Raw genomic sequence first — 26789 nt, forward strand, 5'->3', positions numbered from 1 at the left:
CGGTTGCGAGGACAAGCAGAACACTATGCGGGGGCTATGACAGTTTCAATGATTTTCTGGGTGTCAGTTCTCAGATCCGGATGGCAGCCCAACTTCTGGCCCGGTTTGAAGCCCGAGATGCCCCGGGTGTTAAGCCAAAAATGCCCCGGGTTCGTAGACCCGGGGCATTTGCTGGCGGAAGGTAAGGGATTTGAACCCTTGGTACGGGGTTACCGCACACTGGTTTTCAAGACCAGCTCCTTAGGCCGCTCGGACAACCTTCCCTGCCTAGTAGTGTTTCATAGGGAGTTGGCTGTTCCAAAACATCACGTGCTCCAGTCCCTGCCCCGGGCCTGGATTACAAGCAAGAAACCGGGAGTTCGTCATGAAAGCCGTCTATATTTCTGAACCAGGCGGACCCGAAGTCCTCGAAGTCCGTGACGTACCGGCTCCGGTGCCGGGCGAGGGCGAGGTACTGATCGACGTCGTGGCCGCTGGCCTCAACCGCGCCGACGTCCAGCAGCGCCGTGGCTTCTACCCACCGCCACCAGGGGCTTCAGAGATTCCCGGGCTGGAGGTTTCCGGTCGCATTGCCGCGTTCGGGCCAGGAGTCACCAAAGCCTTCTCAGTGGGGGACAAAGTGGTGGCGCTGTTATCGGGCGGCGGATATGCCCAGCAGGTCGCCGTGCCGGCAGAGCAAGTACTGCGGCTACCCGACGGCGTGGACCTGGTCACAGCTGCGGCACTGCCCGAGGTGGCGGCAACCGTCTACTCGAACCTCATCATGACGGCCCAGCTGCAACCCGGGGAGACTGTGCTCATCCACGGTGCCACCGGCGGCATTGGCACCATGGCCATTCAGCTCGCCAAAGCCTATGGAGCCAAGGTTGCCACCACCGCCGGCTCTGATGAAAAAGTTGGCACAGCAAAGGCCTTCCTAGGTGCCGATATCGCCATCAATTACAACGAGGAAGACTTCCCTGAAACCCTCAAGGCACAAAACGGAGGCAAAGGCGCAGACGTGATCCTCGACGTCGTGGGCGCCAAGTACCTGCAACAGAACATTGAAGCGCTCGCCGACTACGGCCGGCTGATCATCATTGGCCTGCAGGGTGGAACCAAAGCCGAGATCAATCTGGGCCAACTCCTCAGCAAACGTGCCGCCGTCATAGGCACAGCCCTCCGGCCGCGGACGGTGGCCGAAAAGGGCATCATCATGTCCGCCGTACGCGAGTCCGTGTGGCCCATGCTCGCCGACGGTCGCATCAAGCCCCTGGTGGCCAAATCATTTCCGCTGGACCATGTCCGCGAGGCACATGAATACTTTGATTCCGGAGAGCACGTAGGAAAGGTCCTCCTGCTCCTCTAACAACCACAGCAGCCCCGTTAATGCACGATGTCCCCCACCAATTCCCCAGTAGCAAGGAGCCTCATGTCCATCCGGCACAGCCTGCTTGCCCTGCTTCAGGACCAGCCCCGGTACGGCTATGAGCTGCGTGTGGAATTCGAGGACCGAACCGGTGCTGCCTGGCCGCTGAACATCGGTCAGGTGTACACCACGCTGGACCGGCTTGAGCGCGATGGCCTTGTCAGCAAAGACGGCGACGACGGCGGTGGCCACGTCGTTTACAGCATCACGGACGCCGGGGTGGAGGAAGTTGCGGCTTGGTTTGAGGGAGCGGTGGGTCGCGACAATCCGCCGCGGAATGAAATTGCCATCAAACTTGCGCTCGCCGTGACGCTGCCGGGCGTGGATGCATCGGCCGTCATCCAATCACAGCGCGAAGTTTCCGTTCGGGCCCTGCAAGAACATACGCAAGCGCGAAAGGCTGTCTCGGCCAACCAACGGTCCTCCGATACGGCATGGCTGCTTGTGCTGGATTCCTTGATTTTTCAAGCCGAAGCGGAAGTGCGCTGGCTGGATCTTTGCGAGGCGCGCATGGTCCAGTCGCAGGGAAACAGAGGGCTTAGTTAGTACGCCCACCGCAGCGCTACTACCGCTTACCGCAAGACCACCGGGGTTCCTGTGTCACCCCCATCTTCTGTCTGTCCTCATTGTTACCGTGCCCTGACTGTTCAGCGCACCCGCGGCCACAACCGCAGCAGTTCTCAAGGAGGAGACACGGGCATGACCCCTGACCATACAGAACCTGACCAAACAGAAGTTGCGACAGGGCTGGATCCTGCGCTGCCCCCGACTGCCGTTGATGAAGCTGTTCTGGATGCCGAGGAGCGCAGGTGGACTCCGGCGAGGATTGGAATCTGGGTGGCGGTTTCCCTGCTGGGGGCCGTGGCGTGGTTCATGCTGGCTTTGGTCCGCGGGGAGACGGTGAACGCCATCTGGTTTGTATTCGCTGCGGTGTGTACCTACCTGATTGGTTACCGTTTCTATTCCAAGGTCATTGAGCGGTACTTGTTGAAGCCTGATGACCGGCGAGCGACTCCGGCGGAGTACAAGGCTGACGGCAAGGACTACGTTCGCACTGACCGTAACGTCCTGTTCGGCCACCACTTCGCGGCTATTGCGGGTGCTGGACCCTTGGTGGGCCCGATCATTGCGGCCCAGATGGGCTATCTGCCCGGCACTATCTGGATCATCATCGGCGTCGTTCTTGCCGGCGCGGTGCAGGATTACCTGGTCATGTTCTTTTCCATGCGCCGTGGTGGCCGTTCGCTGGGCCAGATGGCCCGTGAGGAACTCGGTGTCATCGGTGGCACGGCGGCGCTGGTGGCAACGCTGCTCATCATGATCATCATCGTGGCCATTCTTGCCCTCGTAGTGGTCAACGCCCTGGGTGAAAGCCCGTGGGGTGTGTTCTCGGTGGGCATGACGATTCCCATCGCACTGTTCATGGGTGTCTACCTGCGTTATCTCCGTCCGGGCAAGGTCATGGAAGTGTCCATCATCGGCTTCGTGCTGTTGATGGCAGCGATCATTGGTGGCGGTGCCGTGGCCGGTACCGAATGGGGCGCAGCGTTCTTCCACCTGGACAAGGTCACGATCGCGTGGGGCCTGATCATTTACGGTTTCATCGCGGCGATCCTGCCTGTGTGGTTGCTCCTGGCGCCGCGGGACTACTTGTCCACGTTCATGAAGATCGGTGTGATCGTGATGCTTGCCGTCGCGATCATCGTGGTCCGCCCGGAAATCAGTGTCCCGGCGTTCAGTGAGTTCGCGGGACGTGAGAACGGCCCGGTCTTCTCCGGGGCTCTCTTCCCGTTCCTGTTCGTCACCATCGCCTGTGGAGCGTTGTCCGGTTTCCATGCACTCATCTCTTCGGGTACCACGCCCAAATTGATCGAGAAGGAACGCCAGACCCGCTTCATTGGCTACGGCGGGATGCTGATGGAATCCTTTGTGGCCATCATGGCGCTGGTGGCTGCCATCTCGATCGATCGCGGTATCTACTTCGCCATGAACGCACCCCTCGCACTCACGGGCGGCACCGTGGAATCCGCAGCGCACTGGGTGAACAGCCTTGGCTTGGCCAACGTCAACATCACTCCTGAGGTTTTGGCGCAGACGGCCAAGGACGTGGGGGAGGAGAGCATCATCTCGCGCTCGGGTGGAGCGCCCACCTTGGCGGTGGGCCTGGCCCACATCATGCAGCAATTCATTGGCGGGCCGGCAATGATGGCCTTCTGGTACCACTTCGCCATCATGTTCGAAGCCCTGTTCATCCTTACGGCCGTGGACGCCGGAACCCGCGTAGCCCGGTTCATGCTGCAGGACTCCATCGGCAACTTCGTGCCCAAGTTCAAGGAGCCCGCATGGCGCCCGGGCGCTTGGCTGTGCACGGCCGTCATGGTGGGAGCGTGGGGTGCGGTGCTTTTGTTGGGCGTTACGGATCCCCTGGGTGGGATCAATACGTTCTTCCCGTTGTTCGGCATCGCGAACCAGCTCCTGGCTGCCATTGCCCTGGCAGTGTGCATGGCTATTGTTGCCAAGCGCGGGGTGTTCAAGTGGCTGTGGATCGTCGCGGTCCCGCTGGCTTTTGCCGCCGTCGTGACCATTACGGCAAGCTTCCACAAGATCTTCTCGCCGGTTCCCGCCGTGGGCTACTTTGCCAACAACCAGGCGTTCTCCAAGGCCTTGGCCGATGGCAAGACGTCGTTCGGCACCGCCAAAACGGTGGAAGCCATGGAGGCGGTAGTGCGTAACACTATGATCCAGGGCGTGCTGTCCGTGATCTTCGTGGTCTTGAGCATCATCGTGATCCTCACGGCAGTGATCGCTACCATCAAGGCCTTCCGTGCCGGTGGAGGCAAGGACCACGAGGATCCAGCAGTAGCTTCCAAGGTCTTCGCCCCCGCCGGGCTGTTCCCGACCCCGGCAGAGAAGGAGTTGCTCGCCGAATGGAACGCCTTGCCGGCCGGGCAACGCACACAAAAGGCCGGGCACCACTAATGCACGCCGTCGTCAAGGGCTTCCGGGGCTTCGCCGCCTACATGGGCTCACTCATGGGCGCTGACGCGTACCGGAAGTACCTGGACCACTTCACCGCCACAGGCCACCCCGGTCCCGCCATGACAGAACGCGAGTTCTGGCGGGACCGGACGGACCGGCAGGACAACAACCCACAAGGCCGCTGCTGCTGACGGTTAGTTTCGCTACGAACGAAGTCCAAAATCCGGGCCTGGACCCAGGTTCCCGTGAACCGCATGAGAGTATGAACGGATGAGCGATCTGAACGACATTCAGCCCACGGATGAGGCTTCGGACGACACCCCCGTGGAGGGAACCACCTTGGACGAGGGCACCAGCACGCCCACAGAAGAGCATTCGGGCAATGCGCTACCTGTCAAGGATTCCAAACCCCGGGGCACGAACCTCCAGGAACTTGTTGACGAGCCAGCCAAGGTAATGAGGATCGGCACCATGATCCGCCAACTCCTTGAAGAGGTGAAGAGTGCACCGCTGGACGATGCTGCCCGGGGCCGGCTCGCAGAGATTCACGAGCGCTCCATCAAGGAACTCGAGGACGGACTAGCGCCGGAGCTCATCGAAGAGCTGGAACGCATCAGTCTTCCCTTCCCAGAGGAGAAGGCGCCATCGGATGCAGAGCTTCGCATCGCCCAAGCCCAGCTCGTCGGCTGGTTGGAGGGACTCTTCCACGGCATTCAGGCTGCTGTCGCGGCACAGCAGGCCGCAAAGGCACAGATGCAACTCCGTCAGCTTCCCCCAGGAACTGTCATTGCGCCCGGCATTGTCATCGGCGAAAATGGTCAACCCCAGCGGGCCGCCGCACCGGGTGCGCCCGGAGCAGCGGCCCAGGGCCGTCCCGAAGATCCGGACCATGGCCCGGGCCAGTACCTCTGAGCTTGACCGTGGGTTTCTTTGGGGCCGTCCGGCAAGGGCGGAAAGACGATCTTGAGCTGGGCAAGGGGCTGTGGCGCCGCGCCCACGATCGCTTTCACCGCGGATTGGACCGGTACCACCAAGTCCTTGAGGGTGTCGACGACGACCAGCTCTACGAGGAACTCGTGGAGATCGCGAATGAGCTGGCTGAGTTGTCTCCTCGTGTGAGAACCATCTGCGTGGAAGCCCAAAAGAGGGCGCCGAGCGATGGTCTGGACGTTCCTGGTTCTCTCGCCGGTGTCCACCGCGCACTGTCCAAGGCTGGGAATTCCTTGGCCACTACGGCGGAAGCAGCTGCCATGCTTCGGCTGGCCGTTGGACCCGTCCCTGTGGGCGCATTGTCCGTTAGGCGCCGTGCGGAGTCGGTCTTCGAGCAGGTTGCCGACGCCGAACGCCAACTGCAGGCTCCAGAGATCCAATAAAGGGGGCGTACGCAACTACTAGCGCACGCCTATATTTTCAGATCGCAAATAGTTAAGCGGATAGCTGATCTCTGTAATATTTGGTGCCTCAGGCAACCCATTGCTGGCAGGATGGCAAACATGACTTCGTCACCAACACTTACTTTCAACGACGGCAACACCATCCCCCAGCTCGGCTACGGGGTGTGGCAAGTTGAAGACGATGTAGCCGAAAAAGTTGTGCGCCAAGCGTTCGAAGCGGGCTTCCGCCACATCGACACCGCAAAGATTTACGGTAACGAGTCTGGGGTGGGCCGCGCAATTGCTTCTTCTGGCCTTTCCGCCGAAGAAATCTTCATCACCACCAAGCTCTGGAACGCCGACCAAGGCTATGAGTCCACCCTTGCCGCGTTCGAAGAATCCATGGACCGCCTGGGCCTTGAGACCCTGGATCTCTACCTCATCCACTGGCAGCAGCCCAAGCAGGACAAGTTCGTGGACACCTGGAAGGCCCTGATCGAACTCAAGAAGCGTGGCCGGGTCAAGTCCATCGGTGTTTCCAACTTCACGGTTGAGGGACTGCAGCGCATCATCGATGAAACCGGAGTTGTTCCGGTTATCAACCAGGTGGAACTGCACCCGTTCTTCAACCAGGCGGAACTGCGCGCGTTCAACGCCTCCAAGGGCATCCTGACGCAGGCTTGGTCGCCGCTGGGCCAAGGTGGGGAGCTGTTGGAGAACGCCACGGTCGGCGAAATCGCAGCCAAGCATGGCGCCACCCCGGCCCAGGTTGTCATCGCATGGCACTTGGCCATCGGCAACGTGGTGATCCCCAAGTCGGTTACGGAATCCCGTATCCAAGAGAACTTCGCCGCCTTGGGCGTGAAGCTGGACGACGCCGACGTCGAGGCCATCAGTGGCTTGGACCGCGGTGCCGAAGGCCGCATCGGCCCGGACCCGGCAGTTTCCGACTTCGCCTAGTCGCGTGGCCTGACTTAGTCCCGAAGCCTAACTTAGGTGCCCCACACCCAAATGTCCTTTACTTGGGGTGGGGCACTCGCCTTTAACGCCCGACAGGCCAACTTCACTGGGATGCAACAAAGAACCGCTGGAAACCCGTGATTTACAGGGTTCACTTACGAGCTTCCCGGCAGAATCGAACCGTCGACCTTTTCATAACGAGTGAAACGCTCTGGATCCCACGCTGCCGCGCCGCACCAGCAGAAGCACCAGCAGAAGCAGGAGCTGCAATGGCTACGGCGACCAAGAGGTGCCACGCGGCCTGGATGGGCTTCGTTCCCTGATGCAGACCCCTTTGAGGGAGTTCTCATCAGTGCCGCTTGCGCCGTCCGGCCCGGTCCGCGAAGGCATCCAGCGCTGCGATGATGTCAGGGGCCATCCAGACGCACGTGCCGCGGATCTTGCCGGCGGAGGCCAGGACGCCCGCCGTCTCCAGGGACGAGCCGGTGTGCTCTGCAATCATCTCCGCGGCGACCGCGGGTTCCCGTCGCAGCAGATTCAGGACTTTGCGGACGGACGTTGGCCCGCCCGATGCGACCGTTGCCGTCGGCGAACGGGTGGATGGTTTCAAACTGGGCGTGAGCGATCGCGGCCTGGGTCAGCGCCGGGACGTCGTCGCGGCGCATGAACCCCACCAGATCCTCCATCGCCGGCAGCACCTGTCCTGGTGGGGAGGCACAAACTCGGCGGTGTGCGGGGAGTTCCGCGGATCCAGTTCTGCGCGTCGCGGTATTCCCCTGCGATGCTGTTGTCCGAGGCGTTGAGCAGAGCGTGGTGCACCACCGCGATGTTCTCCAGTGACAGGTTCTCGGGCAGGTCGATCGCCGCCTGCAGAGCCTTGACGTTGGAGGCAATCAGGAACGCGTTCTTGCTGGAGCTGTCGCCCAGTTGAGCAGGGGCGATCTGGCGTGCGCCAGCGGTCAGGTTCTCGATCTGGGACCTGGATGCAGCCTCACTGCTCAGAAGCATGGCCGCGAAGGGTGTGGTGTCCCGTCCCAGCTCGGCATCGAAACGCACCATTTCCAGAGTTGCCGCCTCGGCCATGGCCTGGGTGCGCGAATCGATGACGGGATCCAGCTCAGCGATCTCCGGCACGACGGCGGCCTCGTAGGACCCGCGGCCCAGGCGGCGCCGTCAACGGACAGGGAGATGCCCAGTTCGGCGTGCACGTTGGCGTCGAACTCCCCGGCTGGCATGCCCCTGGGTTGCTGGGTCTGGGAGGGCATGGTTTTCCTTTGAGAGGATGGGTCCTTCGGTTTTCTCCTAGTGTCTGGAGAATGAGAATATTGCCTATTCAAGTTCTCATTCCGGACCAGACTGAAGAAAACTGCGAAGGCACTTTGCACTTCTCGCGGAGCACGCAATCAGGGCCAGCCGCTCGACTGATCCTTGTTATGGTTGGTGGGCGGCGGGTTTTTGTAAACCCGGCCCCGCTGAGACTGGGGCTCTCCTTGGTGCCGCGGCGGCCTGGTCCGGCGGTGCCTGCGTTGCCAGACGGTGTTCAATCCGAACACCACTGCCATGATCACCAGTAGGCATCCGAGTCCCACGCCAATCCCGATGAGCTCGTTCACTATTCGGCGCTCCACGCCTGCCGGGCCTTCTGCGCCTGCAACCACCGCCGTCGGCGGCTGGCGATAACGAAAGCCCACCAGACCATGACTGAGGAGGCGAGCCCAAGGATTATGCTCCAGATACCCGTCCCCACTTCGTCAGGAAGGGTGAGGCAGTAGACGCCCAGGGCAAGCATCCCACCGCTTAGGAGCGTAAGGAAGCAGGCCGCCACCCTGATGGTTGTCGGGTCCTGGAGCGGCGTGACGGCCGCCATCGAGTATCCTCCGGGGACACCTCCGGGCCCATACTGCTCCTCGAACTGGCGGACGTTGACCGGGTTCGGATCATAAGGCGATCCGTCCGACCGGGCGAAGATTTTCTTGTTCTCCATGGCGATCCTGTCAGAGTCCGGTTGCGAGGGCGTCGACCGGGATGAGCCGGTCCTTGATTTCGAATGTACCGCCGCCGAGGAAGCAGAACGCTACGATGACGCGAAAGAAGATGACGCGGAGAACCAACATCCATCCCGCGCGCCAGAATCCGGGGGCGCTCGCCCGATGTTTCAGGCACCGCGGAGCACCTTGGTGCTTGAACTCCCAATGCTGCAGGCTCTGTGATGGCCCCAGTTTGCTAGGCGTGCCTGGCACGCTGCCCAATGATCTTTCCGTGGCACCATCGCGTTGTCGAGTGATGCCACTGTGTTCTTCGCTGCGTATGCGCCTCGGCCGCAGTCGGGGCTCCGGCCGTTCTTTCGCCTCGAAGATTCGGGGACGGGGTATACGGCGAGGCATTCTGCCGCGTCACCTCGACTACGACAGGCTGAGGTTACGAGACAGGGGGTATTCCTGCGCCCATGATTCTTCGTTGCCACGGGTTCTGTGCCGGAGGAGACTTGAACCGGCGGCATCGCATACCGTGCCGCCCGCGGGGCCATCCGGCTGCGGGGCCTGGCAGCCCCCAGTAGCGGCTTGGGATATCGATGACTTCCAGGACAGCCCTTGTAAAGGCCGCCCGCCCGTCTCACTACTGTTTTGCCCACTATGCAGCGGGTGGCTTCCATCCTGAGTCCCAATACTGGCGGGACATAGGGTGTCAGCGTGTAGCGGCGCTCATTGTCAGCCTGGGATTGTTGTTTTCGGTGAACGCCTGCACCTATGAGGAGCCGGTGGGGGAGGAATCGCTGCCGGGTTCTGTCTCTCCCGCGCCCCGGGTCTCGGACCCGGAACCAGCTGTTGGGGCGCGGCAAGACTGGGGACCCGATGCCATGTTCTACACGGATGCGGGAATCCCGTATTCGGGGGAAAACAAATGGGAGTCGACAGTTGGTGTGGCATCGTTTACAACGACCTCCACTGGGGTGGTGTACGTCGATGCTGAGACGTCGGGCATTGTTTGGGAAGACTGGGAGCATGCTGCCAGAGCTATAGGACGGCAGCCATGGCTGGAACCCAGCGGCACTCGTGTGGGCTATCAGTGGGGTGAGTTCCGAGAAATAGTCGGAAACCCTAGCCATGACCTGGTCTCTTGGGTCGAAACGATAGACGGACACCGCGGGGACATCGTCGTAGTGCAGCCAAGTACAGGGAAAGTCCTCGCCCGCACGGGAATCAATTCTCCCCCCCGAACATGGCGTGATCTTCGGTTCAATAGACGATGCCGCGGTCTACTATGCAACCTCGCCCGGAGGAGGCAGAATCGCGAATGTGTGGGTTTGGCGGTGGGCCGAAGGTGGAGCTCCGCAAGCCAGCAACCTTGATGTTGCCGACGTCAGCGGTGGCACGTGGGCGGTAGTGAGGGAAGATCGAATCAATTTCCAGAGCGCCGACGGAACGGTCTTGTCATCGGTCCACGCGTCCTATGGAGACCGGACGGCATTCGGTAGCGGCCTCAGCCCGGGTGGCCGGTTCTGGTACGCACCGGCTTATGACCTGATCGTCGAGACGGCGACCGGCGCAACTGTCAAGATCGGACGCGATTTCCAGCAACGTTACGGTTGGGCTGGACCTGAAGAATTGACCCTCGTTGGCCCAGGCATCTCAGTTTGCTCTGCAATAACGGGGATATGCGAGGGACCATTCAAGTCCAGGAAAACGGCAAACTTCGTTAACCACTTTGGGCTTCCAGTCAACTAACCGAGACGAGAACCTCGAACAGAGGCCGATACTCAAAAGATGCGCTGGGGAGGCGAACGATCCAACTTCAGGCGGAGCAAAGGCCGTCTCGGAACTCGTGTCCCTAACAGGTCGTGTCGAGCGTGTTCATGGCTGCCTGAGACATGGCAATGTATTGCGGGTCATCGAAGCCAACCGGGTCGGGTCGGGAGCGCAGGCCACCGCCATCGCGATCTGGCGGGATCCGTCGAAGCTGATCATCGCGAGCGTCGTGTAGCCCCGCACCACACCCACACAGGCCGCGAAGCGCCTGACTGCGCACTGTCCCATGACAGTGCGCAGTGATGGCCCCGGGGTTCAGTTGCGGACCAGACGGGCCAGCAGGATGGCGCGAAGCCGGTGAAGGTGCGGCATCAGCCCATAGATCACGATCGGCACGGCAACGGTAGCCAGAAGGAAGGTGCGCAGCACGGGATGCAGGGTTACTAGCCAGTCGCCGACTACGAGGTTGATGACGGTCAGCGTGGGAAACACCGCCAGCCAGATCATGAGGGCGAGCTGATGTTGGGTTGGCGGCGGGGTCTGGGTGGGGCGCTGGGTTGTTGCTTGATCGGACATGAAGGCTCCTTTGGTATTCATTGGGCATCTGGTGATGGGGTTTGGATCAGTAGCCCAGGCTGAAGGCGCGGACAGCATTTCGGGTGTCCTCTTCTATCAGGTCGGCGTTGATGGCTATTGCTGAAGTGGATCCTTCGCCTGCTGCGGTTATGACTTGGGCGCGGGGGTTCGCTACATTACCTGCAACCCATACCCCGGGAATGGTGGTGAGCCCTGTGCCGTCGCGGACCACCCACCCGGAATCATCCATTTCGCAGCCGATCCTGGCTAGGAGGTCGTTGTGAGGGACGAAGCGGGGAGGGACGAACAGGGCCTGCCGGCGGATAATCCGTCCGTCGTCCATTTCCACTCCGCTGAGCTGGTCGTTCTCGACGAGGACTCGCTTCACGGTGCCTTCGACGATCCCGATCGCGCGGGCCACGAGCTCGGAGCGCTGCAGCGGTGTTAGGGATCCGGGCGGGGTGAAGAACACGACGTCCGTCGTCCACTGCCGCACAGTCTGCACATACCGAACGGATTCAGCAGAACCGCCGAGCACGCCAAGCTGTCGGTCGCGGACCTCGAAGCCGTGGCAGTACGGGCAATGCAGGACGTCCCGGGCCCATCGGGCCGCAAGACCGGGAATGTCCGGCAGTTCGTCACGCAGGCCGGTGGCGATCAGCAGGCGGCGCGCCGAAACCCGCTGGCCGTCCGAGAGCAGAACCCAGAACCCCGATCCGCCCGACAGCACCAGCTCGGTCACGTCACCGGCACGGATCTCGCCCCCGTAACCTTTCATTTCGTCCCTGCCCACTTCGAGCAGCCCGGCCGGCGGCATACCATCACGGGACAGGAAGCCGTGCATGTGCGGGGCCGGCGCGTTCCGGGGGGCGCCGGAGTCCACTACGAGGACTTTCCGGCGGGCCCGTGACAACACCAGGGCCGCCGAGAGTCCGGCCGCTCCGCCGCCCACTATCACTACGTCAAATTCAGTCATGGCTCAAGGCTGTCCGGCATCCTGCGCTGCGACAACAAACGTTGCTGTTTCCGGGAATTAGGTGTTTCTGGGAATTAAGCGTTGGATAGCCCTGTGACCGACTCAGTACCAGCGATCGCGGCCGCCCTTGAGCAGGTTGGACCACGGCTGAAACGACTGCGCACCCAGCGCGGCGTTACGTTGACAGCTCTCGCTGCCGCTACCGGAATTTCGAAGAGTACTTTGTCGCGGCTGGAGACAGGGCAGCGGCGCCCCAGCCTGGAACTGCTGCTGCCCCTCGCTCAGGCGTACCGCGTGCCACTGGATGACCTTGTCGGCGCCCCCGACGTCGGAGACCCCCGTGTCCGCCTCAAAGCCGCCGGCTCGAACGGGCGGACCGTCATTCCGCTTACGCGCCAGCCCGGTGGCATGCAGGCCGCGAAGATCGTCATCCCCACCACGAAGATCCACCCCGAACCCAAGACGCATGAAGGATACGAATGGCTTTATGTCCTCTCAGGACGCATGCGCCTGGTTCTCGGCGACCACGACTTGATCCTCGAACCCGGGGAAGTGGCGGAGTTCGACACGCACGTCCCTCATTGGTTCGGCAGCACAGGAGACCAGCCCGCAGAAGTCCTCAGCGTCTTCGGCGGACAGGGCGAACGGATGCACGTCCGCGCCAAGTCAAACATTCGGGCGAAAAGCCGCAAACAGTAGAGGCCCGGAATTCGGACGCAGGCACACGTAATCGCTTCAGTCAGAAAAACTGAGAACCCCTGGAAATCCTTGATTTCCAGGGGTTCTCTACCGAGCTTCCTATCAGAATCGAACTGATGACCTTTTCATTACGAGTGAAACGCTCTACCGACTGAGCTAAGGAAGCACCGCGTTCATCGCCGGTTTCCCGGGCGATCACGCAAGACATAACTGTAATAGAGGCACCGCGCCCGGGTCAAAACGAGGGCGGTGGTGGCCGTTGCGGGGATGTTCACCTGCATGTCGGGCCGGGTTCAGGCGGCCTTTTCCGGGCGGCCGGAAGCTGGGAAATCAACGGTGGCGGTTACATCGAGCCACGAAAACCAGCCGAAGGAGCCGCGCAATGACCGAGGACGCAATAACCACGGATACGAACAACACTCCCCACCGGCTACGGCTGGCCGTGGTGGACATGGTGGGTACCACGATTACCGACGATGGCCGCACGGAGCGGGCTCTGTCCCGCGCGTTGGTGGAGCACGGCGTGAAACCGGGCAGCAGGCGCTTCGAGAGCATGCTCGGTTATGCGCGTGACACCATGGGCTTCTCGAAAATGGCGGTCTTTGGGGACCTCTTCGGCGACGCCGCGGTGGCAGAGAGCGCAAACAAGGTCTTCGAGAGGGCTTATGACGAGTTGATCGAGGACTCTGGTATCCGGGCTATCCCTGGCGCGGAGGATGCCATTATCTGGATGCGGGAGTCCGGCATCCAGGTGTGCCTTGCCACGGGCTTCGGCCGCCATACGCAGAACATGGTGCTCGAGTCACTCGGGTGGATGGGTTTGGCGGACCTTAGTTTATGTCCGGCAGATGCGGGCCGCGGCCGGCCCTACCCGGACATGATCCTGACGGCGTTGCTCGCCTTGGACCTCGATGACGTGCGGGAGGTGGCCGTGATTGGAGATACCAGCTCAGACATGCTCTCAGGCGTCCGCTCGGGTGCATCCCTGATTGCCGGCGTCCTCACAGGCTCCCACTCCGAGGCGACGCTGCGCGCAGCGGGTGCTACCGTCGTCGTGGATTCCATCAAGCAACTCCCGCTCCTGCTGGAGAAACACGAATCCAGGCCTGTCACGTCACGGGAGACTTAGCACTGCAGTCCGTCCTGCGGCAGCTTGCCGTCCACAAAGTAATCGTCGACGGCGGTGCTGACGCATGAGTTCGAGCGGCCATAGGCTGTGTGCCCCTCACCTTCCCAGGTGACCAGGGCCGCATTTTCCAGCTGTTTGCGCAGCGACTGTGCCCACTCCAGGGGGGTGGCCGGGTCGCCGGTGGTACCGATGACGACGATGGGGGCGGAGCCGGTGTAGTCCACAGGGGCCGGCGTGCGGGTGTTCTTGTACGGCCAGTCCTTGCAGGTCACCCCGCCGTAGGCGAAGAATGCGCCGAATGTTGGAGATTCTTGCTTGAGGCGAACTTCCTCAGCCCTCATTCCGGCGGTATCGCTGACCATTGGGTAGTCGAGGCAGTTGATGGCCTGGAACGCGAACGCCGAGTTTGAACTGTACGTACCGTTGGCTTCGCGGTCCGCCCCGAGATCGGCGATGCGCATCATCTGGGACACGTCACCGGAGAATGCACTGTCCAGGGCCTGGGTCAATGCCGGCCAGCTTTGGTTGTCATAGAGCGGGAGGAAGAGCCCGTTGACAAACTCGGTCCCGGTCACCAGCCTCCCGTCCTTGGCTGTTTGGGGGTTCTGGTCCACTGCGTTGATGAGATCCCTGATTTCCTGGACTCCGTTGTCAACGGAGCCACTCAGGGGGCACCCCTTTTGACGAAGGCAGTCGTCGACGTACGTGCGAAGGGCCTTTTCAAACGCTTTAGCCTGCCCCGCAGTCAGTTCCTCGTTGCTGATGGACGGGTCCACGGCACCGTCCAGGACTAGGTGCCCGACGTTCTCAGGGAACAGCGAGGCGTAGGTGGAACCCAGGAAAGTACCGTAGGAATAGCCCAGGTAATTGAGCTTGGCATCGTTGACGACCGCGCGCAGGACGTCCAGGTCTTTGGCAGCACTGACGGTATCAATGTGCTCCAGCACGGGTCCGGTCTTCTCGACGCACTTCTCAGCGAGGGACTTGTTGAAGGCCAAGGCGGCAGCCAGGCCTTGGTCCGTGTCCTTCCGGAATACTTTCTCGCGAGCGGCGTCGCGTTCTGCATCAGACAGGCAGGTGACCGGAGCGGACCGCTTGACGCCGCGGGGGTCGAAGCCCACCATGTCGTAGTTGGCGCGGAGCTTCTCGGTGAAGTGCGTGTTTCCCGCATCCTTGACGAAATCGACGCCGGAGCCGCCCGGACCTCCCGGATTGACCAGGATGGAACCCTTCTTGGTGCCCGTGCTGGGCAATTTGATGGCGGACAGCGTGATGTCGGCGGAGTCCGGTTTGCCATAGTCCAGGGGAACCTTGACCTCAGCACACTGGAACCCGTCCTCGCACGAGGTCCATTTCACGGCCTGTGAGTAGTACTTTTCGAGGCCTTTAGGCGCCGAGGCCGCAATGGACGGGTCAACAGTGCTGGTGCTTGGCTTCGCCGTAGGTGTCGGCAGGAAGGGCAACGAGCAGGCACTGAGCACCAGCAGGGAGGCAAGGGCCAAGCAGAGGGCCGCGAACCCGCGCCGCCTGGCACTCCTGCCCGCAGCAGGCTGGACAGACCGGTCCCTTATAGGGGTACCGGCGGGCCGGCGAGGTGCGGACTTCATGGATTCTCCTATTGCTGGATGAGGCTGGTCGCCATGGACTCGACCGCCAACAGCGGCGCCACGTTGGTGGTGGTAATACGGACACGGGCCTTGTTGATCGCGTCCATCCGGGCGAGGGTCGCTTCCGGGGTGGAGCGGGCGGCGTATTCTTCAAGATCGCTCTTGAGCTCAACGTTGACCAGCTCCACGGCGTTCCCCAATTGGATGATCAGGACATCCCGGTAGAAGGACAACAGATCGGTCAGCGTGCGGTCCAGCGAGTCCGTGATGGAGCGCTTGGCACGGCGTTTTTGGTCGTCCTCAAGCTGCCTCACCTGGCTCCGCATGGACGGTGGCAGGGTGCCCGACTCTGGTGCGCCAAGGCTTGCCAGGAGCGCAATTTTCTCGGCCGCGTCGCGTTCATCATTGGAGCTGTTGGCTTCATCGGTGGCAATCTTGACGAGCTTCTCGGCCATCATCACCGCTGCCGTAACCCCACGGAGTCCCAAGGGGATGCGAACCGTTTCGAGACGGCGTTCGCGGGCGTCCGCGTCCCGGGCGAGGCGGCGGGCAATTCCGATGTGGCTTTGCGCGGCACGGGCAGCCCGGTCCGCGAGTTCGGGATCAATGCCGTCACGCCTTACCAGCAGTGCGGCGACGTCGGAGGCTGGGGGAAGCCGAAGGCTTACGGGACGGCAGCGCGATCGGATGGTAACCAGTACGTCTGCCGGCGATGGGGCGCACAGCATCCAGATAGTACGCGGAGTCGGTTCCTCGATCGCCTTCAACAGGACGTTGGTGGTTCGTTCCGCCATGCGGTCCGCGTCCTCAACGATGATGATCCGCCAACGGCCAGTGGCGGGACGGTCGCCAGCCTTTGAGACAAGTTCGCGGGCTTCGTCAATGGTGATGGTGACTTTTTCGGTCCGTACGAATGTCACATCCGAATGGGTCTCGCCGAGGATCGTGTGGCACGCGGCGCACTCCCCGCAGCCACGCAAAGTGACGTCGTCCTGCTCGCAGTTCAGCGCGGCAGCGAAAGCCTTGGCAGCGTTGGAACGGCCCGATCCCGGAGGGCCGGTGAAGAGCCAGGCATGAGTGAGGCCGGTTTCGCCCTGCGCTGCCTGCTTGAGCTGGGCAACGACCGGCGACTGGCCTTGGAGGTCGTCCCAAACATTCATAGGTGGTTCCCGGAAACACGCTCGCCCAGCCCACGCTCAACCAGCAGGGATTCCACGCGTTCGAGGATCTGCGCGGCCAGCGTCCCAATTTCGGCTTTGGCTGGGAGCACCAAATAACTTGTGGGAGCCGCTGCAGCGAGGTCAAGGAAGGCATGGCGGATTGTGGAATGGAACGCGTCCGGTTCCGATTCCAAACGGTCCTCCGCAGCCGCGCCGGCGGTGCGACGTTCGCGGCCGTCGGAGGGCTCGACGTCGAGCAGTACAGTCAGGTCCGGATGCAGGCCTTCCGTGGCCCATTCGTTGAGGGACAAAACCCCCTCTGCCCCAAGCCCGCGGCCAGCACCTTGATAGGCAACGGACGAGTCAATGTAGCGGTCCGTGATGACCACACGACCGGCTGCAAGCGCCGGGCGGATCACTTGGCTGGCGTGCGCTGCCCGGGCCGCCGCGAACATCAGCGCCTCTGTGCGGGCGTCGATGGTGCCGTGGCCATGGTCCAGGACAAGGGAGCGCAGCTTTTCTCCAATGGGCGTCCCGCCGGGTTCGCGGGTGCGCACCACGGACAGGCCCCTCGATTCGAGGGCGTCGCAGAGCCGGGCAGCCTGGGTGGACTTGCCGGCTCCATCGCCACCTTCGAACGCGATGAAAAGACCGGGGCTCTGAATACTCACCTGTCTAGCCTACCGATCAGGCGCAAACCGTAACCGCTTTCATCCACAGGCTCGCCCACGACTACCCTGAAACCATGAGCCTTTCCGATCAGCGTGCTGCCGATTTGTCCCCGGAAACCGTTGTGGTGGCTGCGGGCCGCCCCGAGCGTAAACATGATGAGCCGGTGAATCCGCCCATCGTCCTGTCCTCCACATATTTTGGAACTGGTTCTCTTGGCGACGGCGATCGCGGCTATGGTCGCTACGCCAACCCCACCTGGGACCCGTTCGAGGACGCCCTGGGCAAGCTGGAAGGCGCTACGCTGCCCGGCTTGCTGTACGCATCCGGGCTCGCTGCCGCCAGCTCGGCCCTCTCTTTGGTACCTGCCGGTGGCGTTGTTGTCATGCCATCCCATAGCTACTCGGGCTCTTTGGTCATGGCGACGGAACTTGCTGAGAAGGGCTTCCTGGACCTACGAATCGTGGACATTACGGACACGGAGGCCGTGAAGGCCGTGATCAGTCCGGAAGATGGCAAAGCCGCGGACATGCTCTGGCTGGAAAGCCCCACCAACCCCATGCTTGGCATTGCCGATGTCCGGGCGCTTACCGACGCCGCCCACGCTGTGGGCGCGACCGTGGTCACAGACAATACTTTCTCCACGCCGTTGGTGCAGCAGCCGCTTAGCCTGGGCTCCGACGTCGTGCTTCACTCCGTGACCAAATACCTGGCGGGCCATTCCGACGTCGTCCTGGGCGCCTTGGTGACCTCCAACGCGGAACTGCGGGCCACGCTCCTCCACCACCGCATCATCCACGGCGGCATCGCCGGCCCGTTCGAAGCATGGCTTGCGCTGCGCGGACTGCGCACCCTCGCCTTGCGGATCGAGCGTTCGCAGGCGTCCGCGGCAGTGCTCGCCGAGCGCCTCAGCACTCATCCGAGGGTAGAGTCCATCCGTTATCCGGGCCTCCCCACGGATCCGGGGCATGAGCGCGCCAAGGACCAGATGAAGGGGTTCGGATCCATCCTGTGCATCCAGATCGCAGGAGACGAAGCCCGCTCTGGCGCCGAGGCTGCCGACGAAATGGTCCGCGCGCTTCAGCTCTGGCTCCCGGCAACATCTTTGGGTGGGGTTGAGTCGCTGATCGAACGTCGACGCCGGCACACGGCTGAACCGGTCAGTGTCCCGGAGAACCTGGTTCGTTTGAGCGTGGGGATCGAGAATGTGGAAGACCTCTGGTCCGATCTCGAGCAAGCACTGAAGTCGCTGGACGGTTAGGCTAAGGGGCGTGGACGGAAAATTCTTGATCGCGATTGTCACCAACGCGGTCTACTTCATCCTTGGCTTGGTGGCCGTTGTTCTTGAACTGTGGGCTTTTGTGGATTGCCTGCGCCACCGGCCGACGCTGTTTGTTGCTGCCTCCAAGCGCACCAAGACGTTCTGGTTGGCCCTCACCGGCGTCGCTTTTGCCATCGGCGCATTGACCCTCTTGAGCGGTGGTAGCGGTCTGGGCCTGTTCGGCATTGCTGCAGTGACCGCGTCCTGCGTATACCTTGCGGACGTCCGTCCAGCAGTCCGCGAAGCAGGCAGCGGCGGCAACCGCAACGTCGGTCCCTACGGACCCTGGTAGAAAAATGCGTGGGTAAAGAACGCTACTTCGGCGCAACCGCGTCCCACGCCACCGTAACTTCACCCAGGCGCCACCGGGAGGGACCATCCTGAAGCGGCCACCCGGCGTCGCGCAGTAAGCGGCACATTCCCGTCCAGCGCTGCCGGTTGCCGAACGATGCCAGAGGCGCGACCTCCAGCCATGCCTTGTCCATGGCCCGCAGGAATGCATGGATGGGTTCGCCTGGCACATTCCGGTGGATAAGGGCCTTGGGCAGCCGCTCGGCCACTTCCGAGGGCAGCTCAAAACTGCCGAACCGCACCGAGAAACTAAGGCTCAGGGGTCGATCCCGGTCCAAGGCCACCCACGTGACGCACCGGCCGATCTCATCGCAGGTGCCATCGATGAACAGGCCGCCCGGAGCCAAGCGGGACTGAACCAGGCCCCAGATCCCGGCCACGTCCGCCTCCTCATACTGGCGGAGAACGTTAAAGGCCCGCACAAGTATGGGGTCTCCGGGAATGGGCACTTCGAAACCACCTATGTGGAAGCTGAGCCCGGGGCGTTCCAGCGCCTTGGCCGTACGCACCCGGTCAGGCTCAATTTCGATCCCGCAGACGCGCACATCCGAACGGACGGCCTGGAGCCGTTCAAACAGTTCGACGGCGGTGGCTGGCGAGGCGCCATAGCCCAGGTCTACAACCAAAGGGTCGACGGCGGCGCGCAGCCGCCACGCCTGCGGCCCGGCGAGCCACCGATCCAAGCGACGCATACGGTTCGGATTGGTGGTACCGCGGGTGACGTTGCCAACAGGTTTCCCACTTCGACTGCGGGAAGTACTGACCCGTTCCGCTTTTTGCACCACGGCCCCCACTTTATCCTGCAACCCGGGGTCACTTACGGCCCATGCGGAGCCGCTTTATGGGCCGTAAATGACCCCGCGTTGAGAAACGTAACGCCCGGCAAGGCACAGGACCCCTCGGCTAGGATGAAAACCATGACTTACAAGCTGATTCTGCTGCGCCACGGCCACAGCGACTGGAACGCCAAGAACCTGTTCACCGGTTGGGTGGACGTAGACCTGAACGACCAAGGCCGCGCGGAAGCAGTGCGCGGTGGGGAACTCCTGGTTGAGAACAACATCCTCCCGGACATCCTGTACACCTCGCTCCTGAAGCGCGCCATCAACACCGCCAACATGGCCTTGGACAAGGCCGACCGCGGCTGGATCCCGGTCAAGCGCGACTGGCGCCTCAACGAGCGCCACTACGGTGCGCTGCAGGGCAAGGACAAGGCCCAGACCCTCGCCGAATTCGGCGAAGAGCAGTTCATGGAATGGCGCCGCAGCTACGACACCCCGCCGCCGCCCCTGTCCGATGACAGCGAATTCTCGCAGGCGCACGACGTCCGCTACAAGGACCTCGGCGACGCCCTTCCGCGCACCGAATGCCTCAAGGACGTCCTTGTCCGCCTCCTCCCGTACTGGGAATCGGACATCAAGGAAGACCTCAAGGCCGGCAAGACCGTCCTGGTGACCGCGCACGGCAACTCCCTGCGCGCCTTGGTTAAGCACCTTGACGGCATCAGCGATGACGCCATTGCAGGACTGAACATCCCCACGGGCATCCCGCTGGTCTACGAACTGGATGAAGACTTCCAGCCGATCAACCCGGGCGGCACGTACCTGGACCCCGAGGCCGCAGCAGATGCGATCCTGGCTGTAGCGAACCAGGGTAAGAAGTAAGTTCTCCGCTACTGCCGCGGCGGCTGCTCGGTCGTTCCTCCCTTAGACGCAGCCCGCCCGCGGCACCAGCTACGTAGTGTGTTAACGACGGCGGCCGGTCACCTCTCAGGTGACCGGCCGCCGTCGTTGGTTATGCGGGGACCCGCTAGAAGCCCTCAGGCTGCCATTCGCCCGTGACGAGGTACGTGACCTTGCGGGCAACGGAGACGCCGTGGTCGGCGAAGCGCTCGAAGTAGCGGCTGGCCAGTGCCACATCCACCGTGGTGGAAGCAGTCTCGTTCCAGGCGGGGGAAGCGATCGCCTTGAAGACGCTGAGGTGGAGGTCGTCCACGGCGATGTTGATCTTGAGGATGTCGCGCGCCACCTCAAGGTTGCGGGTCTCGAGGAGTTCGGTGACCTTGGCCGTGATGTCGATGTCGTGCTGCGCCATCGCCTTGAAGGTCTGGGTCAGGGACGTCGGAATGACGGTTGCGGGGTAGCGGAGGCGCGCCAGCTGCGCCACATGGCGGGCGAGGTCACCCATGCGCTCCAGCGATGCGCTCATACGGAGCGAACCAACAATCATGCGCAGATCGCTGGCAACGGGGCCTTGCAAAGCCAAGATGTCGATGGCCCGTTCGTCGAGGCTGTTCTGCAGGAAGTCGATGCGTGCGTCTGCCGCGATGACGTCTTGGGCAAGATCGACGTCGGCGCCTTCGAAGGCCGTAGTGGCGTTCGTGATTGCTTCGTGAACCAGTTTGGAAATCTCGACGAGGTCGTCACCGACCTGGGTGAGCTCCTCCTGAAAAACCTTGCGCACTAAGGCGTCCTTTCCTTGGAAATCCTGTCCCATGCTGGGTGCGGATTTCAAAAACAATTGGCAGTCCAACCAGTAACTGTGTCAGGAGCCAGTGAACGGTTGCGCACCTTTAGATGAACGTTAGTTGAACCGCCCCCGTTTGGCATCGGATCAACACTTTGGCGTGATTCCAGAGCATAAGCTGGACACGTGGATCCGTTGCTTATAGGTGTCGTTGCAGGCTTGGTTGGCCTGTCGCTGGGCGTCTTTGGCATGCTCGCTTTCAGGATCAGCGAACGGCAGCGCAGGATCGTGGACCTGGATGTTACCGAACCCCTGCTTCCGGAAGGTGCAGCGGAGGTGCTTGCCGTCGTCGGGCGCGCATTTGTGGTGGTCGATGCGATCGATGGCGTGGTCCGCGCGAGTCCGGCAGCGTACGCCTACGGTCTGGTTCGGGGCCACACCGTGGTTCACAAGCAGCTCCTGGACATGACCGCAAAGGTTCGCCGCGATGGCGTGATTCTGGAGGAACAGTACGAACTTCCCCGGGGGCCTCTCGGCAAGGGCACCATCGTGGTCCAGGTGCGGGCAGCAATGCTCGGCTGGGAGTACATCCTGCTGCTCGCCGATGACCGAACCGAGATCACACGCACCGAGGAGATCCGCAACGACTTCGTGGCCAACGTTTCCCATGAACTCAAGACGCCGGTGGGTGCTATTTCGCTCCTGGCCGAGGCATTGGAAGCCTCGCCTGACGACGAAGAAGCCGTGCGTCGCTTCGCCAAACGCATGCATAAGGAATCCGGACGCCTCGCAGCGTTGGTCCAGGACATCATTGAGCTTTCCCGGCTTCAGGGCGCAAATGTTGCCCAGCAAGGCCACACGGTGGACATCAACACGGTGATTAGTGAGGCAGTGGACCGCTCGCAGCTCCCGGCAGAGAGCAAGAACATCCAGATTGTTGTGGGAGGCCATTCAGACTCCCTGGTGTTCGGTGACAGGGACCTGCTGGTCACCGCCCTGCGCAACCTCATCGACAACGCCATCCGCTACTCGCCGGAGAACACCCGGGTAGGCGTCGGAGTCCGGACCCGGGAGGGCGTGGTCGCTATCTCAGTCACGGACCAGGGCGAGGGTCTGACCCCGGAGGACCAGGAACGGGTCTTCGAACGTTTCTACCGGGTGGACGCTGCACGCTCCCGGCATACCGGTGGCACTGGCCTGGGCCTCAGCATCGTCAAGCACGTTGTGTCCAACCATGGTGGCGAGGTCACTGTGTGGTCCCAGCCTGGTCAAGGCTCAACGTTCACCATCCGGTTGCCTGAGATGGAAGGCCAGGACGACGACGCCGGCCTCCCGAGTCATGCTGCCTCCACTGCCGGGTCCGCGGAGCTACCAGCGACGGGTGTTGCCGCCGTCGAAAGCCAGCACACCACCCAGCAACCGCATCACGCGAATTAACCGCAACACGCGAATAAACAAGTGGGCGCCGGCGGCGCCCAAGAGCAAGGAGCCAGCGCTTGAGCAGGATTTTGATAGTGGAGGACGAGGAGTCCTTCAGCGACCCCCTGTCCTACCTTTTGGGCAAAGAGGGTTTCGACGTCGAGGTAGTGGATAACGGCACTGACGCCTTGGTGGAATTCGACCGGAACGGTGCCGACCTCGTCCTGCTGGACCTCCAGCTGCCAGGAACACCGGGGACGGAAGTGTGCCGTCAACTGCGCCAGCGTTCCAGCGTGCCGGTCATCATGTTGACCGCCAAGGACTCGGAGATCGACAAAGTGGTTGGCTTGGAGCTGGGTGCCGACGATTACGTCACCAAGCCGTACTCCTCCCGCGAACTCGTGGCGCGTGTGCGCGCAGTGCTCCGCAGGCAGGGTGAGCCTGAGGAGCTGATCACCTCCACCGTGCAGGCCGGACCCGTCCGGATGGATATCGAACGCCACGTGGTGAGCGTGAACGGCGAGCAGGTATCACTGCCGTTGAAGGAATTTGAACTCCTTGAAATGCTGCTGCGCAATTCCGGACGTGTGCTCACCCGGGGCCAGCTGATTGACCGCGTGTGGGGTTCGGACTATGTGGGTGATACCAAGACGCTTGATGTCCACGTAAAGCGCCTGCGTAGCAAGATTGAGCCGGATCCGTCCGTTCCGAGGTACCTGGTCACTGTGCGTGGGCTGGGGTACAAGTTCGAGCCGTAAAGCTTCAATCAGCACAACGACGAAGGAAGGGTTCCGCCGCAGCGGAACCCTTCCTTTGTTGTCTTACTTGAAGCGTGCCCGCTAGTGGCCGGCTGCTGCGGATTCGGTGGCCGTCGGCGTGGCAGTCGAGGTTGCCGTGGACGTCGGCGTGGCGCTCGAAGAGGGCAGGTACTCCTTGTACTCCGGGAGCGTGCCGTCAACTACGGGAACGTTGAGGGTAGCGGAGTCAGAACCACTGCGAATGGTTACCGGGCTCAGTCCGCCGGGCTTGGTGCCAGCGGTGCTAAGGACCGCAGCGTCAGCCTCTTTGTTCAGGTACGTCTCTGAATTTGCCTTAACGGGAATCTCAGTCTGGGATCCGTTTGCACCACTGATGGTCAGGGTTGCATCCGAGTTGGACTTGTTGAACACCGCGCCGATCACGCGGCCGGGCTGGTTCTCGCCGGAAGCGACTATCAGCATGTTGCGCAGCTCCAGCTGGCCGAGATCTGCTCTGACCCCGTCCGATGCTGAATACTGGTGGGAAGTCTGCTGGGCGTTGACGAAGCCGCAGCCGGTAACGGACAGAAGACCGACGCCGATTGCAGCCGCCGCAATTGCCAGCTTGCCGCGCTGGACAGTGTTCATCGCAGAATTGCGCACGACACCTACTCCTCAAGAGTCATTGGAAACTTTTCAGCCATAGCCTATCGGCAAACCAGCCGAAACAAGGATTCGAGAAGGCTTTATGGCGTACGCGACGGGGAAGGTCCGACGCGCAACTTGCCTCGCTGAAGCATCTTTCCTGGCCCACGTCAAGGGGTATCGCGAGCTCGTTTGGGGCCTATTTCCCTTTATTGGCGCGGCAGGACGGGCCGTCGGGTGCCAGTCGTATGCCTTAATCGTGATAGACTAGTCTGCGGGAAAGGGGAAAGTCCACATGGTTTTTGAGGTCGGCGAGACAGTAGTTTACCCTCACCACGGTGCAGCAAAAATTGAGGAAATCAAGATGCGCACCATCAAGGGCGAAGAGAAGATGTATCTCAAGCTCAAGGTGGCTCAGGGTGATCTGACCATTGAAGTTCCAGCAGAGAACGTTGACCTTGTTGGGGTCCGGGACGTAGTGGGCAAAGAAGGCTTGGAGCACGTATTTGACGTTCTCCGCGCCGAGTTCACGGAAGAGCCTACCAACTGGTCGCGTCGTTACAAGGCAAACCTGGAGAAGCTTGCTTCGGGCGATGTCATCAAGGTGGCGGAGGTCGTTCGCGATCTTTGGCGTCGTGATCACGATCGCGGCCTTTCCGCAGGTGAGAAGCGCATGCTGGCCAAGGCGCGGCAGATTCTGATTTCAGAACTGGCCCTGGCTGAGAAGACAGACGAAGAGAAGGCAGCAAGCGTTCTTGACGAGGTCTTGGCTTCCTAAGAATTGATCCCCGGTGGTGCGAAAGCGCCGCCGGGTTTCTTTTTGCCACAAAGTACTCTTGTCACCATGAGTATTCCTTCCAAGCGCGCTGTTACGGCGGTGATCGTGGTTGCTGCCGGTTCGGGCGAACGCCTCGGTTACGGCATGCCAAAGGCCAAAGTTCCGCTGGGTGGCGAAACCATCCTGATGCACGCACTGCGTGGCGTCGTCGCTGCCGACGTCGCGCGCCAGATCTGCGTGGCCCTACCCAAGGGGGATGCGGAACTCCGCCAACTGATTGCTGACTTCACTGTTGAACTGGTGGACGGTGGCCCGGAAGTGACTGTCGTCGACGGCGGGTCCACCCGTGCGGATTCCGTCCGCGCCGCTCTGGCTGCTTTGGAGGACGGCACCGAAGCCGTGCTCGTACATGATGCCGCCCGTGCCCTCACCCCCGAGCGCGTGTTCCAGCGCGTCGCCGACGCTTTGGCTTCCGGCGCCAAGGCCGTCATTCCAGCCATGCCCGTGGTGGACACCATCAAGACTGTGGCCCAGACTGGCGCTTCGGATTCTGCCATCGCCCCGGAAATTGTCACGGGGACAGCGCCCCGGGAACAGCTCAGGGCAGTCCAGACTCCACAGGGTTTCGAGCTCGCCACGTTGCGCCGTGCGCACGACGCCGCAGAGCTCTTTGATGACAAACAGGCCGCCGCAGTCACCGATGACGCCATGCTGGTTGAGCTTCTGGGCGTTCCGGTCCACGCCGTCCGCGGGGCCAGCCAGTCGCTGAAGATCACCACTCCGCTGGATCTCATCATCGCCGAGGGCCTCCTCGAGGGCCCCCTTGGAATGCGCTGGGTGGAAGGATGATGGCGTCTCAGCAAGCTGCAAGCCGTCCCACCCACCTGGTCCTGCCCCGTACAGGGATCGGCGTCGACGTGCACGCGTTCGCGCCGGAGGACGATCCCCAGCCGCTTTGGTTGGGTGGCCTCTTTTGGGAAGGCGAACGGGGGCTGTCCGGACATTCCGACGGCGATTGCGTCGCCCATGCAGCTGCCGATGCCCTGTTTTCCGCCTGTGGAATCGGTGACCTTGGTACCCACTTCGGCACAGACCGTCCCGAGTTGGCCGGCGCCTCCGGGGTAAAGCTCCTCGGTGAGGCCGCACGGATTGTCAGGGCCGCAGGGTTCGAGATCGGCAATGTCGCCGTCCAGTTCGTAGCCAACCGGCCCAAGTTCGGACCCCGCCGCGAAGAATCCCAAAGGGTGCTGAGTGAAGCCGCGAACGCACCCGTCAGCGTCACGGCCACCACCAGCGATGGCTTGGGATTCACTGGCCGAGGCGAAGGAATTTCTGCGGTTGCCACCGCCCTCGTTTACCCTGAGCCCGGCGCAACCGAGCCGGGTTCCACTGAAGGCGGGCTGAATGACTAAGGCGCATTCCGGCGTCGTGCGTTCCGCCGTGCTGCTATCCGCGAGTGTGGCTGCAGCCCTCCTGCTCGGTGGCTGTGCAGCGACGCCGAAGATGGATGTGAAGGCCAGTTGCGAGTTCCTCAACAACGACACCTTCAAGCCCGACGGCAATCAACAGCAGCAGTCCAAGCAGATCGCTGCCCACTATCACGAGATCGCAGACAAGCTGGCTCCGGAAATTGGCGATCCCATCAAGGAGATGGCCGCCATCATGGACAAAGCCGCCGCTTCCTCGCTCGGGGCAACCACCCAGGAACAGCAACAGCAGTTGACCGTGCACTTCAACAAAATCGGCGAATACTGCAAGTAGGCAAGTCATGCCGCGTCATCGGCTAATCT

The 26789-nt window shown here is 62.0% G+C and carries 30 protein-coding genes and 2 tRNA genes; 19 read left to right on the top strand and 13 right to left on the bottom strand.

Features of this window, described 5'->3' with window-relative positions; all coding sequences use genetic code 11:
* Nucleotides 1-172 precede the first annotated feature (172 nt).
* Nucleotides 173-263: transfer RNA gene (locus LDN90_RS03850), tRNA-Ser, on the bottom strand.
* 101 nt (nt 264-364) lie between these two features.
* Here LDN90_RS03850 and LDN90_RS03855 point away from each other — a divergent pair.
* The 7 genes from LDN90_RS03855 (at nt 365) to LDN90_RS03885 (ending at nt 6720) form a co-directional block, all read left to right on the top strand.
* Nucleotides 365-1348 (top strand): NAD(P)H-quinone oxidoreductase, encoded by a 984-nt coding sequence (locus tag LDN90_RS03855; protein WP_223947986.1) that lies wholly within the window; start codon nt 365-367, stop codon nt 1346-1348.
* Nucleotides 1349-1411: 63 nt separating this feature from the next.
* The gene (locus tag LDN90_RS03860; protein WP_216921319.1) at nt 1412-1954 is read left to right on the top strand and encodes a PadR family transcriptional regulator; all 543 of its coding nucleotides are present in this window, start codon (nt 1412-1414) and stop codon (nt 1952-1954) included.
* A 153-nt stretch (nt 1955-2107) separates the two neighbouring features.
* Nucleotides 2108-4387, top strand: a complete 2280-nt coding sequence (locus LDN90_RS03865; RefSeq protein WP_216921317.1) for a carbon starvation CstA family protein — start codon at nt 2108-2110, stop codon at nt 4385-4387.
* Nucleotides 4387-4578: a YbdD/YjiX family protein gene (locus LDN90_RS03870; RefSeq protein ID WP_216921314.1), complete on the top strand. Its 192-nt coding sequence runs from the start codon at nt 4387-4389 to the stop codon at nt 4576-4578. Before LDN90_RS03865 ends, LDN90_RS03870 begins: the two co-directional genes overlap by 1 nt.
* A 79-nt stretch (nt 4579-4657) precedes the next feature.
* The gene (locus LDN90_RS03875; RefSeq protein ID WP_216921311.1) at nt 4658-5299 is read left to right on the top strand and encodes a bacterial proteasome activator family protein; all 642 of its coding nucleotides are present in this window, start codon (nt 4658-4660) and stop codon (nt 5297-5299) included.
* An 8-nt stretch (nt 5300-5307) separates the two neighbouring features.
* Nucleotides 5308-5760 carry a hypothetical protein gene (locus tag LDN90_RS03880; RefSeq protein ID WP_223949230.1) on the top strand — a complete coding sequence of 151 codons (453 nt, stop codon included), beginning with the start codon at nt 5308-5310 and terminating at the stop codon, nt 5758-5760.
* Nucleotides 5761-5880: 120 nt separating this feature from the next.
* Nucleotides 5881-6720: an aldo/keto reductase gene (locus LDN90_RS03885; RefSeq protein ID WP_216921305.1), complete on the top strand. Its 840-nt coding sequence runs from the start codon at nt 5881-5883 to the stop codon at nt 6718-6720.
* A gap of 349 nt (nt 6721-7069) precedes the next feature.
* Here LDN90_RS03885 and LDN90_RS03890 read toward each other — a convergent pair whose 3' ends face one another.
* From LDN90_RS03890 to LDN90_RS03900, 3 genes are all read right to left on the bottom strand, one after another.
* Nucleotides 7070-7330 (bottom strand): hypothetical protein, encoded by a 261-nt coding sequence (locus LDN90_RS03890; protein WP_223949384.1) that lies wholly within the window; start codon nt 7328-7330, stop codon nt 7070-7072.
* A complete protein-coding gene (locus LDN90_RS24265) occupies nt 7327-7854 on the bottom strand; it encodes a hypothetical protein (RefSeq protein WP_275963748.1) in 528 nt (175 codons plus the stop codon). The genes LDN90_RS03890 and LDN90_RS24265 overlap by 4 nt, the downstream gene beginning before the upstream one ends.
* Before the next feature lie 478 nt (nt 7855-8332).
* Nucleotides 8333-8704 carry a hypothetical protein gene (locus LDN90_RS03900; RefSeq protein WP_223947987.1) on the bottom strand — a complete coding sequence of 124 codons (372 nt, stop codon included), beginning with the start codon at nt 8702-8704 and terminating at the stop codon, nt 8333-8335.
* Nucleotides 8705-9944: 1240 nt separating this feature from the next.
* On the opposite strand from LDN90_RS03900, the gene LDN90_RS03905 reads away from it, so the two are divergent.
* Nucleotides 9945-10445 (top strand): hypothetical protein, encoded by a 501-nt coding sequence (locus LDN90_RS03905; RefSeq protein ID WP_223947988.1) that lies wholly within the window; start codon nt 9945-9947, stop codon nt 10443-10445.
* A gap of 336 nt (nt 10446-10781) precedes the next feature.
* Here the strand turns inward: LDN90_RS03905 and LDN90_RS03910 are convergent, their stop codons facing one another.
* Complete coding sequence (locus LDN90_RS03910) at nt 10782-11042, bottom strand: hypothetical protein (RefSeq protein ID WP_216921266.1); 261 nt, start codon at nt 11040-11042, stop codon at nt 10782-10784.
* A gap of 46 nt (nt 11043-11088) precedes the next feature.
* Entirely contained in the window at nt 11089-12018 is a 930-nt protein-coding gene (locus tag LDN90_RS03915; RefSeq protein ID WP_223947989.1) for an NAD(P)/FAD-dependent oxidoreductase, read from the bottom strand.
* A gap of 93 nt (nt 12019-12111) precedes the next feature.
* Between LDN90_RS03915 and LDN90_RS03920 the strand changes: the two genes are divergently transcribed.
* Nucleotides 12112-12717: an XRE family transcriptional regulator gene (locus LDN90_RS03920; RefSeq protein WP_223947990.1), complete on the top strand. Its 606-nt coding sequence runs from the start codon at nt 12112-12114 to the stop codon at nt 12715-12717.
* 93 nt (nt 12718-12810) lie between these two features.
* Here the strand turns inward: LDN90_RS03920 and LDN90_RS03925 are convergent.
* Nucleotides 12811-12883: transfer RNA gene (locus LDN90_RS03925), tRNA-Thr, on the bottom strand.
* Between the two features lie 216 nt (nt 12884-13099).
* Here LDN90_RS03925 and LDN90_RS03930 point away from each other — a divergent pair.
* Complete coding sequence (locus tag LDN90_RS03930; protein WP_223947991.1) at nt 13100-13846, top strand: HAD family hydrolase; 747 nt, start codon at nt 13100-13102, stop codon at nt 13844-13846.
* Here LDN90_RS03930 and LDN90_RS03935 read toward each other — a convergent pair.
* From LDN90_RS03935 to tmk, 3 genes are read right to left on the bottom strand one after another with little or no spacing between them, the layout of a single operon-like run.
* Nucleotides 13843-15453 (bottom strand): alpha/beta hydrolase, encoded by a 1611-nt coding sequence (locus LDN90_RS03935; protein WP_223947992.1) that lies wholly within the window; start codon nt 15451-15453, stop codon nt 13843-13845. The genes LDN90_RS03930 and LDN90_RS03935 overlap by 4 nt on opposite strands.
* An 8-nt stretch (nt 15454-15461) precedes the next feature.
* The gene (locus tag LDN90_RS03940) at nt 15462-16613 is read right to left on the bottom strand and encodes a DNA polymerase III subunit delta' (RefSeq protein ID WP_223947993.1); all 1152 of its coding nucleotides are present in this window, start codon (nt 16611-16613) and stop codon (nt 15462-15464) included.
* On the bottom strand, nt 16610-17284 hold the full coding sequence (tmk, locus tag LDN90_RS03945) for a dTMP kinase (protein ID WP_223947994.1): 675 nt from the start codon (nt 17282-17284) through the stop codon (nt 16610-16612). The genes LDN90_RS03940 and tmk overlap by 4 nt, the downstream gene beginning before the upstream one ends.
* A 74-nt stretch (nt 17285-17358) precedes the next feature.
* On the opposite strand from tmk, the gene LDN90_RS03950 reads away from it, so the two are divergent.
* Nucleotides 17359-18543 carry an aminotransferase class I/II-fold pyridoxal phosphate-dependent enzyme gene (locus LDN90_RS03950; protein WP_223947995.1) on the top strand — a complete coding sequence of 395 codons (1185 nt, stop codon included), beginning with the start codon at nt 17359-17361 and terminating at the stop codon, nt 18541-18543.
* Nucleotides 18544-18553: 10 nt separating this feature from the next.
* Nucleotides 18554-18895, top strand: a complete 342-nt coding sequence (locus tag LDN90_RS03955) for a DUF2516 family protein (protein WP_216921243.1) — start codon at nt 18554-18556, stop codon at nt 18893-18895.
* Between the two features lie 22 nt (nt 18896-18917).
* Here the strand turns inward: LDN90_RS03955 and LDN90_RS03960 are convergent, their stop codons facing one another.
* The gene (locus LDN90_RS03960) at nt 18918-19739 is read right to left on the bottom strand and encodes a class I SAM-dependent methyltransferase (protein ID WP_223947996.1); all 822 of its coding nucleotides are present in this window, start codon (nt 19737-19739) and stop codon (nt 18918-18920) included.
* A gap of 132 nt (nt 19740-19871) precedes the next feature.
* On the opposite strand from LDN90_RS03960, the gene LDN90_RS03965 reads away from it, so the two are divergent.
* Complete coding sequence (locus LDN90_RS03965) at nt 19872-20618, top strand: phosphoglyceromutase (protein ID WP_223947997.1); 747 nt, start codon at nt 19872-19874, stop codon at nt 20616-20618.
* Nucleotides 20619-20763: 145 nt separating this feature from the next.
* On the opposite strand, the gene phoU is transcribed toward LDN90_RS03965, so the two are convergent.
* Nucleotides 20764-21417 carry a phosphate signaling complex protein PhoU gene (gene phoU / locus LDN90_RS03970; protein WP_223947998.1) on the bottom strand — a complete coding sequence of 218 codons (654 nt, stop codon included), beginning with the start codon at nt 21415-21417 and terminating at the stop codon, nt 20764-20766.
* A 198-nt stretch (nt 21418-21615) separates the two neighbouring features.
* Between phoU and LDN90_RS03975 the strand changes: the two genes are divergently transcribed.
* Nucleotides 21616-22857 (top strand): ATP-binding protein, encoded by a 1242-nt coding sequence (locus LDN90_RS03975; protein ID WP_223949231.1) that lies wholly within the window; start codon nt 21616-21618, stop codon nt 22855-22857.
* Between the two features lie 59 nt (nt 22858-22916).
* The gene (locus tag LDN90_RS03980; RefSeq protein ID WP_216921232.1) at nt 22917-23597 is read left to right on the top strand and encodes a response regulator transcription factor; all 681 of its coding nucleotides are present in this window, start codon (nt 22917-22919) and stop codon (nt 23595-23597) included.
* Nucleotides 23598-23678: 81 nt separating this feature from the next.
* Here the strand turns inward: LDN90_RS03980 and LDN90_RS03985 are convergent, their stop codons facing one another.
* The gene (locus LDN90_RS03985; protein ID WP_223949232.1) at nt 23679-24224 is read right to left on the bottom strand and encodes a hypothetical protein; all 546 of its coding nucleotides are present in this window, start codon (nt 24222-24224) and stop codon (nt 23679-23681) included.
* Between the two features lie 292 nt (nt 24225-24516).
* Between LDN90_RS03985 and LDN90_RS03990 the strand changes: the two genes are divergently transcribed.
* The 4 genes from LDN90_RS03990 to LDN90_RS04005 all read left to right on the top strand — a co-directional run bounded on the left by LDN90_RS03990 (nt 24517) and on the right by LDN90_RS04005 (nt 26760).
* On the top strand, nt 24517-24999 hold the full coding sequence (locus tag LDN90_RS03990; protein WP_011690592.1) for a CarD family transcriptional regulator: 483 nt from the start codon (nt 24517-24519) through the stop codon (nt 24997-24999).
* Between the two features lie 66 nt (nt 25000-25065).
* Nucleotides 25066-25848: a 2-C-methyl-D-erythritol 4-phosphate cytidylyltransferase gene (ispD, locus tag LDN90_RS03995; RefSeq protein ID WP_216921229.1), complete on the top strand. Its 783-nt coding sequence runs from the start codon at nt 25066-25068 to the stop codon at nt 25846-25848.
* On the top strand, nt 25845-26411 hold the full coding sequence (gene ispF / locus LDN90_RS04000; RefSeq protein WP_223947999.1) for a 2-C-methyl-D-erythritol 2,4-cyclodiphosphate synthase: 567 nt from the start codon (nt 25845-25847) through the stop codon (nt 26409-26411). Before ispD ends, ispF begins: the two co-directional genes overlap by 4 nt.
* Nucleotides 26404-26760, top strand: a complete 357-nt coding sequence (locus LDN90_RS04005; protein WP_223948000.1) for a hypothetical protein — start codon at nt 26404-26406, stop codon at nt 26758-26760. Before ispF ends, LDN90_RS04005 begins: the two co-directional genes overlap by 8 nt.
* The last annotated feature ends 29 nt before the right edge of the window (nt 26761-26789 follow it).

This window comes from Arthrobacter sp. NtRootA1 (assembly GCF_019976975.1).
GTDB classification, from domain to species: domain Bacteria; phylum Actinomycetota; class Actinomycetes; order Actinomycetales; family Micrococcaceae; genus Arthrobacter; species Arthrobacter aromaticivorans.